Source organism: Vibrio sinaloensis (assembly GCF_000808535.1).
GTDB lineage: Bacteria > Pseudomonadota > Gammaproteobacteria > Enterobacterales > Vibrionaceae > Vibrio > Vibrio sinaloensis_D.
Genome location: NZ_JWLV01000001.1, coordinates 471312 through 486369, shown reverse-complemented (window position 1 = coordinate 486369; position 15058 = coordinate 471312). Strand labels below are relative to the sequence as shown.

Annotated in this window: 12 protein-coding genes; 7 read left to right on the top strand and 5 right to left on the bottom strand. The window is 46.4% G+C overall.

From position 1 onward, the window contains the following. Both RJ47_RS02125 and RJ47_RS02120 read left to right on the top strand, forming a co-directional pair. The gene (locus RJ47_RS02125; protein WP_005476116.1) at positions 1-1359 is read left to right on the top strand and encodes a GGDEF domain-containing protein; all 1359 of its coding nucleotides are present in this window, start codon (positions 1-3) and stop codon (positions 1357-1359) included. A 164-nt stretch (positions 1360-1523) separates the two neighbouring features. Then, positions 1524-2132, top strand: a complete 609-nt coding sequence (locus RJ47_RS02120; RefSeq protein ID WP_038136373.1) for a YitT family protein — start codon at positions 1524-1526, stop codon at positions 2130-2132. Between the two features lie 26 nt (positions 2133-2158). On the opposite strand, the gene RJ47_RS02115 is transcribed toward RJ47_RS02120, so the two are convergent. Next, complete coding sequence (locus tag RJ47_RS02115) at positions 2159-2644, bottom strand: HAD family hydrolase (RefSeq protein WP_039480936.1); 486 nt, start codon at positions 2642-2644, stop codon at positions 2159-2161. A gap of 143 nt (positions 2645-2787) precedes the next feature. On the opposite strand from RJ47_RS02115, the gene RJ47_RS21370 reads away from it, so the two are divergent. The 3 genes from RJ47_RS21370 to RJ47_RS02105 all read left to right on the top strand — a co-directional run bounded on the left by RJ47_RS21370 (position 2788) and on the right by RJ47_RS02105 (position 7651). Next, positions 2788-2940 carry a hypothetical protein gene (locus RJ47_RS21370; RefSeq protein WP_005476051.1) on the top strand — a complete coding sequence of 51 codons (153 nt, stop codon included), beginning with the start codon at positions 2788-2790 and terminating at the stop codon, positions 2938-2940. Positions 2941-3376: 436 nt separating this feature from the next. Next, complete coding sequence (locus tag RJ47_RS02110) at positions 3377-4522, top strand: efflux RND transporter periplasmic adaptor subunit (RefSeq protein ID WP_039480934.1); 1146 nt, start codon at positions 3377-3379, stop codon at positions 4520-4522. Between the two features lie 9 nt (positions 4523-4531). After that, positions 4532-7651 (top strand): efflux RND transporter permease subunit, encoded by a 3120-nt coding sequence (locus RJ47_RS02105; RefSeq protein ID WP_039480932.1) that lies wholly within the window; start codon positions 4532-4534, stop codon positions 7649-7651. 44 nt (positions 7652-7695) lie between these two features. Here RJ47_RS02105 and RJ47_RS02100 read toward each other — a convergent pair whose 3' ends face one another. Beyond that, the gene (locus RJ47_RS02100; RefSeq protein WP_038136381.1) at positions 7696-7914 is read right to left on the bottom strand and encodes a DUF6500 family protein; all 219 of its coding nucleotides are present in this window, start codon (positions 7912-7914) and stop codon (positions 7696-7698) included. Positions 7915-8108: 194 nt separating this feature from the next. On the opposite strand from RJ47_RS02100, the gene RJ47_RS20665 reads away from it, so the two are divergent. Then, positions 8109-9116, top strand: a complete 1008-nt coding sequence (locus RJ47_RS20665) for a YadA C-terminal domain-containing protein (RefSeq protein ID WP_052132461.1) — start codon at positions 8109-8111, stop codon at positions 9114-9116. A gap of 46 nt (positions 9117-9162) precedes the next feature. Here RJ47_RS20665 and RJ47_RS02090 read toward each other — a convergent pair whose 3' ends face one another. From RJ47_RS02090 to RJ47_RS02080, 3 genes are read right to left on the bottom strand one after another with little or no spacing between them, the layout of a single operon-like run. After that, positions 9163-12264: an efflux RND transporter permease subunit gene (locus RJ47_RS02090; RefSeq protein WP_039480930.1), complete on the bottom strand. Its 3102-nt coding sequence runs from the start codon at positions 12262-12264 to the stop codon at positions 9163-9165. Beyond that, positions 12261-13571, bottom strand: a complete 1311-nt coding sequence (locus RJ47_RS02085; RefSeq protein WP_038136386.1) for an efflux RND transporter periplasmic adaptor subunit — start codon at positions 13569-13571, stop codon at positions 12261-12263. Before RJ47_RS02085 ends, RJ47_RS02090 begins: the two co-directional genes overlap by 4 nt. Next, positions 13558-14217, bottom strand: a complete 660-nt coding sequence (locus tag RJ47_RS02080) for a TetR/AcrR family transcriptional regulator (RefSeq protein ID WP_039480928.1) — start codon at positions 14215-14217, stop codon at positions 13558-13560. Before RJ47_RS02080 ends, RJ47_RS02085 begins: the two co-directional genes overlap by 14 nt. 436 nt (positions 14218-14653) lie before the next feature. On the opposite strand from RJ47_RS02080, the gene RJ47_RS02075 reads away from it, so the two are divergent. Then, on the top strand, positions 14654-15043 hold the full coding sequence (locus tag RJ47_RS02075; RefSeq protein ID WP_038136390.1) for a DUF6559 family protein: 390 nt from the start codon (positions 14654-14656) through the stop codon (positions 15041-15043). The last annotated feature ends 15 nt before the right edge of the window (positions 15044-15058 follow it).

Sequence of the window (15058 nt, the reverse complement as noted above, 5' to 3'; positions counted from 1 at the left end):
ATGATCAGTTCACTGTTTAAAAAACTGTTTCTGCTGTCGACAACCACCATGTTGTTGACGCTACTGATTGTGGCGTCGTTTGCCAAGATTAACAGCGAACAAAATCAGACCAAATCTGAGCTTGATACCATCATTGACCTTCAACTAAGAGTCGACCTACTTCGCAGCCAGTTATGGGTATTTCTGCAGTTTGGTGATCAATCCAGTCTTAAGCAGGTGGAGTATGCCCAAGCGGAGCTTGCCACGCAGCTTACAGCTTATGGCGAACAGGGCGCTCGATTCGACAATTTGCAAAGGATGAACCAAAGCTTACAAGCCTTATTGACCCAAGAGAAGCAGCTCTATGACCGAGACGTGGCAAGCGAGGAGGGGATCAATGCGTTTGGTTTACTTCATTCGCGCTACAACATGATTGTACAGAACATGACCGAAGAGTTGGCGCATGTTCACCAAGTGGTGGTCGACCGAAGCGCGAGCAACCTTTCTAATGTCATGAAATCCGCCGCGGCGTGGTTGATCGTCTGTTCACTGCTGGTCAGTTTTATTGCCTGGCTCATTCTGCTGCGTTTCAAATCCGATGCCGAGTCGGTCAAAGAAGCCATTGTTGCGTTGGCCAAAGGCAATCTTGAAGCAAAAGTGGACACCGCTTCCATGGACTCTGAATTTAAAGGCATCGCGTTTTTCTTTAACCAAATGACTATCTCGCTGCGTGAATCAACGGTGACCAAACATGAGTTAGAAGAAGAGGTGAAACGCCAAACCATGCAGCTTGAGAAAAAACACGAGCAATTGATTTTCCTTTCAGAGCATGATCCGCTAACGGGGTTATACAATCGCCGCGCATTCGATAAATCGCTCGAAAATGCGATCGTGAAAGCCAATCGAACCAAGTGCAAATTGGCGATTCTATTTATTGATCTTGATGACTTTAAGGTGGTCAACGACACATACGGGCATGATGCGGGAGACGCCATTTTAGTCAACGTGGCAAACCGATTGAGCAACGCGATTCGTCAGTCAGATTTTGTAGGGCGACTAGGGGGCGATGAGTTTGTGATTTGTCTCGATTTGCTGAACAATTTTGACATTCTACCGCAAAAGGTCGAGCAAATTATGCAAGCCATATGTGAGCCGATTGGTTTCAATGGACGAGAGCTGTCGATCAGCGCCAGTATTGGCGTGAGCCACTTCCCCGACAGTACGAGAAACAAAGAAGTACTGCTTAGCATGGCAGACGAAGCCATGTATCGTTCTAAGCATGTAAAAGGACCTTGCTGTTACGATGGCGAAACCATGCAGTGTCAATCTTCCACAAGTGATGTTGTGGAGCTCGCTCAGGTTAGAAAACACCCCAGTTGATTCAACCGCTAAGTATCCTTACATGCAAGGTGTAAATAAATTTTAACATCTTTTATAAATGCTTTATGGCCTTAGTCACTCGACTTTAGTTCCAATAATAGACATCTTATCCCTGTTTTGGCTTATGTCTGCTTTTTAAGCCAGTTATACAGGGATAGTACATTATGGATAATGAACACAGCTTACGAGAAAACTTACTTGCACTCACTTTAGGCAGTGCATTGGTGTCACTTGGAGTCATCTTTTTTAGCCAAGTAGGGCTACTTACTGGTGGAACCGCAGGTTTAGCAATATTTTTGACGAAAGTGACCGACTTTAGTTTCGGGCAAGTTTTCTTTGCCTTGAACCTACCTTTCTATTTATTGTCCGTGATGCGGATGGGCTGGCGATTTACGATTAACACCTTTATCGCGGTTTCCATCGTTTCTTTAGCCGTGGACCATTTGCACAACGTGATTGAAATTGCGCGAATCGACCCCCTGTACGCAGCCTTGATTGGTGGCGGTTTAATCGGCATTGGTATGTTAGTCATCTTCCGCCACAAAATGAGCTTAGGTGGATTTAACATCCTTGCGCTTTTCCTCCAAGAGCGTTTCGGCATTCGCGCTGGCAAGGTTCAAATGGCGCTAGACTGTTCGATTGTAGTAATGTCGCTGTTCATTGTTGATGTGTCTCTGATTGCGCTATCTATACTAGGTGCTGTTGCGACCAACCTCATCTTAGCGATGAATCACAAGCCTGGCCGATATCAGCCTCAACCGAGCAACGCCTAAAGTATAATAAACGGCTTAGCATGATGCTAAGCCGTTTTGTTAATGAGCGCGTCCAAAGAGTGAATCTGTGGAATAGCGTCTGACACCTTCCTGTTTTCTCGGTTTAGATAGATGGCTTGGCACCCCGCGGCTAATGCGGGAACAATATCTTTCTCGAGCGTATCACCGACCATGACAAGTTGATTGCAGCGCACATTAAGTTTTTCAGCAACGCGTGAGTAATAAGCAGAATCATTTTTATCAATACCCAGATTGGCTTTGCAGAAATAACCACTGATGTACTGATCCAGCTCTACGCGTTGAAATGCCTGCTGTATTTCTGACTCGTTTGAGTCTTGAGCGTTGGTGGCAACATAGATGGAGTGGGAAGCGCAAAGGTGCTTTAGCGTTTCTTTTGCCCCCGGCATTGCTAAGATGGTTGGCCAATGTAACATCTTGCCGTGTTGGGTTGGGTCATCGAACATCAAGGTGTTGCCCCAATCAAATAGGTAGATTACATCCAAGTTTTTCATTGTGATTCCTTTGCCGTACTTAAGCGTTAAGTATATGAATACAAAATCTTATCCTAACGACAAAATACCCGATTAGTACATGAGGCGCAGTTCATATTAAATACGCACCTAGATTTTCATCGTCTTTCTTTAAGGTGTTTAATATGTTTTCTATTGATGATGTAGTAGTGGCTACACAAGGTATCGATCTAGGCCAAATGGTCGTTGTTGGTATTAGCAGTGGCGGCGCGTACATTCGCGTTAGCGTTGACGGCATGACTCTGACTTACCCAGTGAAAAGCCTAAAAAAAGCTTAATCGATTCCTAAACTCTTTGGAAATCCAAGCATTCTAGAAGGAGCCTCATACAGGCTCCTTTTTCATTTCTGCTGTTTATACTCTTCATTCTCTTCTTTCTTGCTGATCTGTCACCAATATGCCGAACTTGATACTGGTGAAAAATACCTAAACTGCTTTATATTCGCCATGTCTATAGTTTAAATGAGATATTTCATACTATAAGTGGTTGATTATTATCAAATAATCTAGTGGCATGTACTTTGCTGTATAGCTGGAAGTTCTGAGCGGCTAAATCAATATTAATGAGTTCTATAAATACTCTCATTCTTATGGATAGTTTTGATTCTATTGATGTCGAAGCATGAGTCTGAACGTATAAAAATTATAATTCTCATTCTTAGCGCACGCTCAGCGTCAGAGAATGCTATGCACCATACCTAGATAAGGAATAGTCATGATATCTAAGTCGTTACGTTGGTTACTGCCATGTGTCATTTTAGCCGGGGCATACGGAGGCTACAGTGCGATTGCGTCAACCGAACCAGAGCCTGATTCGGCTAAACCAAACAAGAGCTTGCCAGTTGTTACCGTTTCACCGATTCGTTCAAGCAACTATAACGTTGTTATCTCGAGCCACGGAGAGCTACAACCTGTCGAGGTAACCCAGCTTTCTGCACAGGTTTCCGGTGAAGTGATCAGTTGGCACCGTAACTTTGTTGTCGGTGGCGTCGTCAAACGTGGAGAAGTGTTGTTTGAGATCGAAAGCGACAACTACCAAGCGGCGGTTCTTCAAGCTCAAGCGCAATTGGCAAGTGCTCAGGCAATGCTGATCGAAGAGAAAGCGAAGGCAGAAGTTGCTAAGCGCCAAGCCAAAAATCTCCCTCAAAAGCAGGTCACAGATCTCTACCTACGCAAACCTCAGGTGTTGAGTGCGACCGCACAAGTTAAATCAGCACAAGCGGCATTGAAACGCGCCAAGAGAGACCTAGACAACTGTAAAGTGGTTGCCCCTTATGATGCATTGGTCGTCGCGCGAGATATTGGTGTCGGTCAGTTCATTACCGCAGGGGCGCATGTCGCGACACTCAATAACGTTGAAGCGGGAGAGATCCACATTCCGATTGCTGGGTTTGATAGCGCGTTCTTGCCTGAAAGCTATGCAGGTCTCCCAGCCAAAGTGTTGTTACGAGGATTAAACACGGTTGAACGTGAAGGCGCGATTGAGCGCGATCTTGGCGTGGTAGACACGAGTACCCGAATGATTAATGTCGTCGTAAGAGTGGAAGACCCTTATGGGATCGCCTCAGACAAGAAGCCAGTCAAATTCGGTTCTTATGTCGAGGTTCAGTTTGTTGGCAAAGAGCTAGAGCAGATCTATCGCTTGCCACAAGAGTTGGTCAACAATCAGCAGGTTTGGGTAGTCAACGAGAACAACGAGCTAGAGCCAAGAACGGTCAACGTAGTGAGAGCAGAAAAAGAGTTTATGTTGATTGCGGGAGGTCTCTCAGATGATGACCAAATCGTGCTGACCGTTCCGGAGTATCCGCAAAAAGGTCTGCTTGTTGATGTTAACGTGTCAGATGAAGCGATTATTTTTTAGGAGCGCCACATGGAAGAGACTAAGCAAAAGGGCTTAATTGCTTATTTCGCCAACAATTCGGTGGCGGCGAACTTATTGATGGTGTTCATTCTGATTGTAGGAACCGCGAGCTTTTTCTTCATTCAGAGGCAGATGTTCCCCAATATTGAAGTGAACTACATCAACGTGAGTGCGCAGTATCCAGGTGCGTCGCCGCAAGAAATCGAAGAGAGCATCTTAATCAAGGTCGAAGAGTCGCTTAAAGATGTCACAGGCATCAAGAAAGCGATCTCAACCGCGAGTCGTGGTCAAGGTTCCATTGAACTTGAAATCGATGTGGATGAGGAGATCGAAGACGTTCTCGACAAAGTGAAGCAAAAAGTCGACTCTATCGCCAACTTTCCCGCAGGAATGGAGCCGGTGCAGGTCTACCAATTCGAGTTTCGACAAGATGTGATTGAAATGGCGATTGTCGGTAATCGCTCGCTGCTTGAACTAAAACCGATTGCCAAGCAAATTGAAGATGAACTGCTACAACTCAATAATGTCGCTTTGGTGGAGTTGGGCGCGCCTGAATATGAGATCGCAATCGAGATCGAACCACGCATCCTGCAAAAATACAGCTTAACGTTGAATGATGTCAGCAAAGCGATTCAACGTTATTCGGCTAACTATTCTGCGGGTGAAGTGCGTACGAACGCTGGGATGATCTCCGTGCGTATTGAAAATCAATACTACAGCGGCGAAGAGTTTCGCCAAATCCCCGTCAAAATAGGCGCCAATGGGGGCAAGGTTTTACTTCAAGATATTGCCACCATCAAAGATGGGTTTACCGAAGACGATCGATACTTTAAGTACTCGGGTGAAAATGCCATTTACCTCTCAGTGAAAGCGACCAAAGATCAAAATATGGTGGCAGTTGCGGAGTCGGTGAAGAGTTACATCGAAGAGAAAAACAAAGCGTTGCCATCGGATTTGACCATCAAAACCTTGGTCGACATGACGTACTACCTTAATGCGCGTCTCGACATGATGCTGAAGAATTTACTTCAAGGCGCGGTGTTGGTCGCGTTGATGTTGAGTATATTCTTACGCTTCAAACTGGCAATGTGGGTGATGGTAGGCTTACCGGTTTGTTTCTTGGGTGCGGTCATGTTGATGCCAGCGATTGGCGTTAGTATCAATATTGTGTCCTTGTTTGCCTTCATTATGGTACTCGGTATCGTGGTCGACGATGCCATTGTCATTGGTGAGAGTGCGTACACTGAAATAGAGAAAAATGGTGGTGGTGTTGAAAACGTCGTTCGCGGTGTAAAACGTGTCGCAACCCCTGCGACATTCGGCGTGCTTACCACGATTGCGGTGTTTGCCCCGTTCTTGATGTCCAAAGGGATTGAGCGTGCTTTCTTCTTCGGCATCGCCTCAATTGTGATCTTGTGTCTGTTATTCAGCCTGATCGAATCAAAACTGATTTTGCCGTCTCACTTGGCGCACTCAAAGTTCAAGCCTATTAAGAAGGGGAGTTGGCGCGATCGATTCAATACTCGCTTCTTCAGCTTTGTTAATGGTCCGTACAAACGATTTGTCACGCTATGTACGCACTGGCGTTGGAGTGTGTTTAGTGGCTTTGTCGCTTTGCTGGTCATCAGTATTGCAATGGTGATGGCGAACTATGTACGTATCGTGCCTTCGCCTAAAGTGCCTCATGATTTTCCTAGCATTAAGCTGGTAATGAATGACAATGTATCGAGTGAGCAAACTATCTCGGCGTTAAAACAGATTGAGAGCACGGTGCTTTCAATTGATGACGTGATCGCCGAAGAAACCGGTCAGAAGATGATCAAGGATATCTTGACCTTCAACGAAGGGCGTAAACAAGGGCGCTTGGTGATTCCGTTAGTGGATGAAGAGCTAAGACCGTTTAATACCTTTGAGCTCGCCAGACGTTGGCGTGAGCAAATGCCTGCAATTGCCGGTCTAAAGACGCTGACGATCTCTGACAATGTTAACGATGACGGCAAAGGGGATGAGTTTGGATTCTTGCTGTTTGGCTCTGACATCGACACATTGAATGAAGCAGGGCGAGAGCTGATTGTAACGCTGAAGCAGCAAGAAGGCTTGTTTGATATTTCCTCTTCTATTGATGCCGGAAGCCAAGAGGTATTGTTGTCTCTTGCGCCAGTGGCGTACGACTTAGGCTTGGATTTGTTTGATATCGCCAGTCAGGTTGGCGGAAGCTTTTACGGAGGTGAAGCGCAACGAGTTCTTCGTGATGGTGAAGAGATCAAAGTGATGGTTCGTTATCCTAAGCTGACTCGCGAAGCGTTCTCGTCATTGCGTTACGCCATCATTACAACTCCGGAAGGCAAAAAAGTCATGCTTGGGGATGTCGTCGAAATCACTCAGAAACCGGGCGTAAGTACCATTCGCCGTGAAGGAGGCTTCCGAAGCGTCTATGTATACGGCTCAATTGATGAGGAATTAGTCGAACCCGGTGCGGTGATGGAGCAAGTCAACGGAGAAATCATTCCTCAGATCCTTGTTAAATATCCGGGCGTGAAGAGTGAGCTTGGCGGCACCATTGAAGAGCAGCAAGCCCAACAAGATGAGCAGAAAATCTTTTTTGTCGCGGGCATGATTATTGTTTATATGCTGTTGGCCATTCCACTCAAGAGCTACACCCAGCCACTGATCATTATGTCGGTGATTCCATTTAGCCTTACTGGTGCAATATGGGGGCACTACTGGTTTGGTCTTGACTTGAGCATGATGTCCACCTTTGGCTTGATTGCGGCGGCGGGGGTAGTGGTTAACGACTCGTTAGTGATGACCGATTATGTCAACAAAGTGAGAAGTGAAGGCGTGGCGATCAAGCAAGCTGTGATTGAAGCTGGATGTGCTCGCTTTAGAGCGATTACACTCACGTCCATTACCACTTTTGTTGGGGTATTGCCGATCATGTTTGAATCCAGCTTGCAGGCCAAGTTCGTGATTCCTATGGCGGTGGCTCTGGGCTTTGCCGTTCTGTTTGCTACTTTGCTTACCCTGATACTTGTGCCTTGTCTCTACTTGATGTTGGAAGACATTAAAAATGTTTTTCGTCGCATCAAACGGTTGTTCAGCCGTAAGCAACCGGCACTAACCAACTAATATCAAAGGCGGAGTTGTTCTCCGCCTTTCTTTTCTTAATTCGACTATTTCCCCGCTTCGACCATTTCGATAATCTTATGTGCTTTTTCAAAATGATCGAGTTTGTGGGTTTGAATCCACCAAGTAGCTGCTTCCATTAGTAACTCTGGGTCATCATTCTTGTTAGCAAAAAATGCATAGAATGAGACGCCGACATTATCGCCTTTCTGCGCGATTTTCTTGTTGCAGACTGTAATGACCTTTTCCCTAAGAGTCGTTCTCATATCAGTTTTTATCCTTTTGATTGGTTGAATGAAGGGTAACGATATTCAATATCGATAACAAGTGACGGTGAAATCAAGCTTGATTGGTGATAAGTGATACTTATTAAGGTTATTTTGAATTGTGATTTCTAATAACTCAAGTGAATGTTCAAAATGCACATATCAACTTTGAACATCAATCGGAAGTCACACATATGAAAAAGCAATTACTTATCACATCAATCATCGCTTCATTTGGACTCACTGCAGCTCCTGCTATGGCATGGTACAACTGGTCAGTCGATGACAGCACTGGCGTAGTCACTGACTCAAATGGCAACACTTACACCGCGGTTGATAGTGGGCTGGGTGATAAAGTTCAGGCGCTTCAAGATGAAAATGGCAATGTATTCTATGTGAAGAAAAACCAAGAAGGCCACTATGAAGTTTTTGGCGCTGACGGAAACCTGGTTAACAGAATCCACGGCGATCATGTCGATTTTGATGGTGGATTTGGTCTTGAGCCTCAGCCACCACGCCCAGAAAAACAGCCACCAATGTGGGGCGGTGACAACACGACAGAAGGGAAGTTGGACTATGTTGTGAGTGGCAAAAATGATCGCGATATTTTAGTAAACGGTGAAAACTATCGAATTGTTGGAAGCCAAGATGGTGTTTGGGAGGGTGTGAACGCGGACGGAGACCGATTCTACGCAACTAAAGATGCCAATGGTGATTGGGTAGTGACGGATTCTGACGGCAATACCATTTACCAAGGTGAAGCGAATCAGCAAGCGCCAACTCAACCGCCAGTAGATAACAGCCCAGACCGTCCATCACCAGAGGAACCATCCATTGAGGCTCCGATTAACGATGATGTGATTGCAGGCTTACCTCGTAGTGATGTGGATGACCTTCGTGCCGACTTTGAAGCTTTTGCAGCGGAAACCAATCAACGTTTTCTAAAAATGGAAGATAGAATGGACCAAGTAGGTGCGAGTTTACATGCGACGGTTAACGCTCGCCCAATGGTTGCAAACGGTCAAACGGCATTTGGTGCAGGTGTAGGCTTCGCTGGTGATGTTGAAGCGGTTGCAATTGGTGTGGCTCACTCATTTGAAGGAACTGGTTGGAGTGTGTCAGGCACTGTTAACTACGCAAGCGGAACGAAAAACATTTCTTCTGATGTCATGGGCGGCGCTGGTGTGCAGTTCTCATGGTAAATTAGGGTTTAAAAAAGCGGCTTGATAGCCGCTTTTTTACTATGAGTTAAATCTCCTCATGTTTATGAACGAGGCCGAAGTCAGCCAAAATCGCATAGGCTGCTGGGATCATAAACAGGACGAGGAGTGTCGAGGCGAAGATACCAAAGACAATGGAAATCACCAGAGGCTGAATCACCTGAGCCTGTAAACTTGTCTCTGTTAGCAAAGGTAATAGCCCCGCCGCTGTTGTCATCGAGGTTAAAAATACCGCTCTAAACCGTTCTCTGCTGGCTTTAACCACAGAGTCATGAACGCTGTCCCCTTCATCAACGTGATGCCTTATATATTGCACCAATAATATGGAGTCGTTGACCACGATACCAGCCAGAGACACAAATCCCATCATGCTTGGCATACTCAGTGAGTGGCCAAGAAGGATATGCCCCCAGACCACGCCAATAAAGGCGAGAGGAATGGCCAGCATCACAACAAAAGGTTCGAGATAGCTGCGGAATTGATAGCTAAGAATGGCAAAAACGCCAAACAGTCCCAATGCAAAGCCTTTACCCATGGATGCGCCCGTTTCCGCGGTGTCTTTTGCCTCACCTTCAAAGTCGAAACGTAACCCAGGATACTTCTTCAGTAGCTTAGGGGCTTCTTCTTGCTGGAATTGGCGAATGATTGCGGTCGAGTTGGCTTTGGTATTGTCGGTATCGCCAAACACGCTGATGGTACGTAGGCCATCGATACGTTGAATACGCACATAGTTACGCTGAAAATCGAGCGTTGCAATCGACGCCAGAGGAATTTGGCTACCATCTGGCATTATGATTGGGAAGTTTGCCAACTGTTGTAAGTCACCAGCTTGTACTTTATCCAAACGAACTTCGATGGAAATGTTCTCAACGCCAACTTGGATTTCATCCGCGGTTTGGCCAAAGAAGGCGGCTCTGAGCTGGCTCGCGATGAGTTGACCATTGACACCATAGGTTTCTGCGCCCGGTCTCAATTTGACCAAGACTTCTTCTTTGCCCATGCGCATGTCATCGAGCACGCCATGAACACCATCAAACTCGTTCAAATATTGCTGGATATCAATCGAGGCTGCTTTCAATGCTTCAAGATCGTCATGCTTGGCTCGAATCTCAATGGCGCGACCACCGGGGCCCATTGTGGGTTGTTTAAACACCAAAGAAATCGGCTGTGCTAGCTCTCCGACATCTGCTCGCCATGCGGAGATAAACTCGTCGATAAGGGTATTTCTGCTTTCCGCACCAAGTAGGTCTAGCCTAACCGTTGCGATGTGAGGTCCAGATTCATTGGCATCGGCATTGGCGTTGAACTGGCTTGTGATGTGCTCGACCAAAGGCGTGCCGTTTTCTTTTTCTGTACTCCACTGTTTGCCGAGCTTCTCCGCCGATGCGACGATTTTTTCTACCACGTATTCGGTTTGCGAGAGCGAAGAGCCTGGAGGCAAAATGATGCGCGCCTCAGCGATGTCGCCGTCGAGTTCCGGGAATGGCTGAAACTTGAGTATCCCGCCGACTATCGTTGCCACCGAAATCAGTAACAGGGTAATCACGCCACCAATAAAGGCGTAGCGATACTCGACCACTTTATCCACCGCTGACACCAGTTTGGTATTACGAAAATTCTCAAAGCCATCAAGCAGCTTCTTCTTGAATTTAGCGGGTGATTTTTCTCGCTTCTCTTTGTGAAGTGAATGAGAGAGGTGGTTTGGCAGAATCAAAAAGGCTTCCACAAGGCTGAGAGTGAGGACCAAAATGAGAACTTGAGGCACCGCCTTGAGCACCGCGCCCATTTCGCCTTGTAAAAAGAGTAAGCTGCCGAAGATGCACACCGTCGTTAAGAACGATGAAATAACGCCCGGGAGTACTTTTTTAACGCCTTTGATAACCGCATTATCTATCTCTTCTCCTCTGTCTAGGTGGGCAGCAATCGATTCGGCAATCACAATGGCGTCGTCCATCATGATACCAATCGCCATGAGCAACCCGACTAAAGACATGATGTTAATCGACAGCCCCAGTTGCGCCATTAGGAACAAACCTCCTAAAAAGGCAACCGGCAATCCCGCCGCCACCCAAAAAGAGTAGCGTAGACTAAAGAAAAGCCACATGGTCGCAAACACCAAGACAATACCTTGCCAGCCGTTGCTGACCATCATGGTGAGACGATCCCAAAGGACAGAGGATAGGTCATTGGTCAGTTCTAACGTGACACCATCGGGAGCGATGGCCTGTTGGTCGAGAACAAACTGGGAGACTCGTTCTTTGATTCGCAGCGCGTCATCTTCTTTATTTTTACTGATTTTCAGCAGGGCAGACGGATGACCATCAAACAGCACCTTTTGTTCATCAAGTTCAAAACGGTCTGTAATGGTGGCAATGTCCTTGAGGCGAATGAGAGAGCCATTTGGACCCGAACCAACCACAATGGTTTCTAGCGCTTCAGGTGTTATACGACGCTCATCAAATCGAATCAGAAAGTGCTTATCGGGCGTTTCAATATTACCGCTGGGTAATTTGACATTTTGACGCCCAATTTGCTCAGCAATATCACCGACGCTTAACCCGAGCTGACGAATTGCCTGAGTGTCGAGTTCGACTCGATATTGATGGTCAGAAAAGCCTGCTACATCGACCAAGGAGACATCGTAATCGAGCTTTAACGTTCGCTTAAGCTGCTCTGCGTACGCTTTGAGTTCTGGCCAAGTAGTGTCTGCGGTAATCGCCACATCAACAACCGGTTCGTTCCAATCTAACTCTTGAACAACGGGCGACTCAATTTCTTGAGGGAAGTCGTTGATGGCGTTAATCTGCGTTTGGACATCGACGAGCATCCGGCTGATATCGGCTTTTTCATTAAGCTTCAGTATTAATCGAGCCGAGCCCTCTACCGCTTCACATTGGGTCTCTTCAATATTGGCTAGCCCATCAACGGCGTCTTCCATACGCACACAGATGCTCTCTTCAACCTCTAGTGGGGAGGCTCCCGGGTAGACTACTCCCGCCATGATGTACGGAGGATCAAACTCGGGGAAGGTTTCGCGTTTGATATTGGGCAATGAGGTAATACCAAGAAGCAGCAAAGTCAGCATCAGCAAGTTGGCTGCCGTTGGGTGTTTGGCAAAGAAGCGAATCATACATTTGGCTCCTCTGCGGTGGCTTCTTTCAGTTGCATCCCTTCAATTGCGGGAAGCAAATCGTTCAGAATCAACTTTTCGCCTTGTTCGAAATCACCATCAATGATTACTTGGTTATCGCGGCGATACAGCACTTCCACCGGGCGGATATCCAGCTGATTAAGATCATTCAATAGATAGACTTTGTTGCCATGCAGTGCGCGCTCAGGGATCACCCAGTTTGGGTTGGCTTGTCCTTCGATATAGGCACGCACAAACATGCCGTTAACCAGTGGTGGAGCAGAGGCTGGGTTGAGATCGCGATAGTCTTGAGTGATCTCTAAAATCACGCCCGCAGTCGCCTGATTTGGGTCGACGGTTTCACTGATACGCGAGACTTTCGCAGGCCAAGTGGCGGTAACGTTGCCGCTATTTAGCTCAATACGCGCATTGATGAAGGAGGTATCAGGTTTGGGAATGCCCGACGTGTCACGCTCGAACTCGCCAAGGCTGGACGCGAGCGTATGCATGTCGTGAATGGACAATTGCGCCTCCACCTCCATGGTGTTGATGCCGTGGGCAACAATCATCGTTTGCTGTTGATTGACCACTTGGTCTTGCTCGATGTCTACTTCTGCAATACGCAGGTCGTAGGGCAAAGTGATGATGGTTTTTTCTAGCGAGCGCTGCGCCTCTTCGACTTTAGAACCGTTCACTTTCACCAAAGCTTGAGCCACTCTTTTCTCATCGGGCATGAGACCAATTTGATTTTCAATATCCAGCACGATCTTACGTTGCGACAACGCACTTTGGGTTTGCTGGTCAACATCGGATTGAGAAGTCAGCCCTTTTTTGCGCAGGTTTTGCTTGCGCTCCAACTCTTTATTGGCAATCGCGAGGCGGTTTTTCTCAATTTTTAGCGTTTGCTTTAGGTTGGCTTCTTCTTGGCTTAGCTTAGCTAAAGAAGTTTGGGCAGATTTGAGATCAGCTTGGGCTTGAACCAGTTTGAGCTCGTAGTCGAGCGGGTCGATACGAATGACTTCAGTACCGGCTTGGAGTACTTGACCTTTTTGTAGCATCGGGTTTCTGTATACGACTCTTCCCGACACTTCGGCGATCGCTTTCCATTCCACTTTTGGCTCAACTTTTCCAAAGCCAATCGCGAGTGGGGCGCTAGCACGCAGCTCAAGTGGTATGGTTTCAACGATTCGAGCGCGATCGCCAGCAGGTTTGACTGGCAATTGAGGTTTCATTTTTATCGCTGTGACCAGTGCGATAACTCCCACAGCAAGGGCGGGAAAGAACAGAAGTTTCTTATTGATTTTCATCGGCGATACCTTGCGTATTGAGAAATCCAAATTTCATCATTTCAATATTGTGTTCGAGTAATTTGTCGAGGAATTCTTGATTGAGTTCGATCCCGTGGATGGCAAGCATCGCGGGGGGAGCGATAAACGGAAAGACCATCAAGCTAATGTAAGAAACTTTGCACAGCTTCGGATCCGCGCCGGGTTTGAGAATCCCACCCCCAGTCATTTTCTCAAACATCAGGTGCTGCATGGGCTGCGTGACATCCATGAACACTTTTTCAAGCAGTTTCCTTTGTGTCTCAGATGGTGACATGTTCATGACTTGCATCACCAAACGAGGAAACTGTGGCACTTTGATCATTTCACGGTAATAGGTACGCATAATATCCAAGAAATTGGCTTGGGAACCGTTGGCGAGTAACTTGGCCATTTGTTCTTGCATAGGCGCCATCGTCTCGCGAAGCATTGCCTCGAACAATCCTTCTTTACTGCCAAAGTAGTAGCGAATCATGGCGACATTGACGCCAGCACGCTGGGCAATCAAGCGCGTTGACACTTTTTCGTAAGGCATCACGGTAAACAGCTCTCGAGATTGCGTAATCAAGCTTTCTCGTGCTTGTGTCTTTTCGCTTGGCCTGCCGACTTTTCGTTGAACGGGGGGCATGTGATTCGCTCTAATAATTAAACAGATGATTAATTATAGGGGGTTGCACGCAAGTTAACAGGTGATTAATTCAACACTATTTAATCAATTGATTAATTTATGCCAATTGGTTGAAGAGGAAGTCGCGCTCATCAGAAAAAAGCCCGCATAGCAAAGACTATGCGGGCAAAAGGTAACAATTAGTCAATTGTTTAGTTGGAAATGTTTGGTTTTACATCCATATACTCGCCGTTAAAAAAGATTAAGCGCTTGAGCGTGATTTTAAAACGGTGTAACCAATGAGAGATAAAGTAACACTTTTGTTATTATGCGTTAAACATCAAATGTGCAAAGATAATTTCCAAAAATGAAAAGCAAAAAAGACGCATGGGGAGTGATATCGATCGCGACATGTTGCGTGGTATAGTGGCCGGATAACCATAATCGAGGAGTATAAATGCCGATATTTCGATCTTTTTTTAAACGCAGAATCTTACGTAAGATGATTGCAAAGATGTCACCTGAATTGATCAAAGGCTATGGTTCAAGAGAATTTTACTCTTGCGGACAGGTTATTCAGACTTCGAAACGAGTGAATGCCTCTAAACGTTACCTGCACTACAATGTTGCGCTTTTCTGCAATGAGCTTGACGAGCAAGCAAGTGAGAAACTCGACTTGAGTCAGGCTGAGCTTGACAAGCTACGTGTTGAACTGGCGAACAAGATTTTCTCAGGAGAAGAGTATACGGCAATGGACATACTCAAACTTGTTGCCCCATCCCAATGGAAAGGTGGGGCAATGGAAGACGACTTCTCCAATCGTTATGGAATGAACAGTCGATACTGACTTTGGCTAAGTAAG

Bases quoted from the DNA above. Each gene is read 5' to 3' on its own strand.
- RJ47_RS02125 (WP_005476116.1), top strand. From the start codon at position 1: ATGATCAGTTCACTGTTTAAAAAACTGTTTCTGCTGTCGACAACCACC.
- RJ47_RS02120 (WP_038136373.1), top strand. From the start codon at position 1,524: ATGGATAATGAACACAGCTTACGAGAAAACTTACTTGCACTCACTTTA.
- RJ47_RS02115 (WP_039480936.1), bottom strand. From the start codon at position 2,644: ATGAAAAACTTGGATGTAATCTACCTATTTGATTGGGGCAACACCTTG.
- RJ47_RS21370 (WP_005476051.1), top strand. From the start codon at position 2,788: ATGTTTTCTATTGATGATGTAGTAGTGGCTACACAAGGTATCGATCTA.
- RJ47_RS02110 (WP_039480934.1), top strand. From the start codon at position 3,377: ATGATATCTAAGTCGTTACGTTGGTTACTGCCATGTGTCATTTTAGCC.
- RJ47_RS02105 (WP_039480932.1), top strand. From the start codon at position 4,532: ATGGAAGAGACTAAGCAAAAGGGCTTAATTGCTTATTTCGCCAACAAT.
- RJ47_RS02100 (WP_038136381.1), bottom strand. From the start codon at position 7,914: ATGAGAACGACTCTTAGGGAAAAGGTCATTACAGTCTGCAACAAGAAA.
- RJ47_RS20665 (WP_052132461.1), top strand. From the start codon at position 8,109: ATGAAAAAGCAATTACTTATCACATCAATCATCGCTTCATTTGGACTC.
- RJ47_RS02090 (WP_039480930.1), bottom strand. From the start codon at position 12,264: ATGATTCGCTTCTTTGCCAAACACCCAACGGCAGCCAACTTGCTGATG.
- RJ47_RS02085 (WP_038136386.1), bottom strand. From the start codon at position 13,571: ATGAAAATCAATAAGAAACTTCTGTTCTTTCCCGCCCTTGCTGTGGGA.
- RJ47_RS02080 (WP_039480928.1), bottom strand. From the start codon at position 14,217: ATGCCCCCCGTTCAACGAAAAGTCGGCAGGCCAAGCGAAAAGACACAA.
- RJ47_RS02075 (WP_038136390.1), top strand. From the start codon at position 14,654: ATGCCGATATTTCGATCTTTTTTTAAACGCAGAATCTTACGTAAGATG.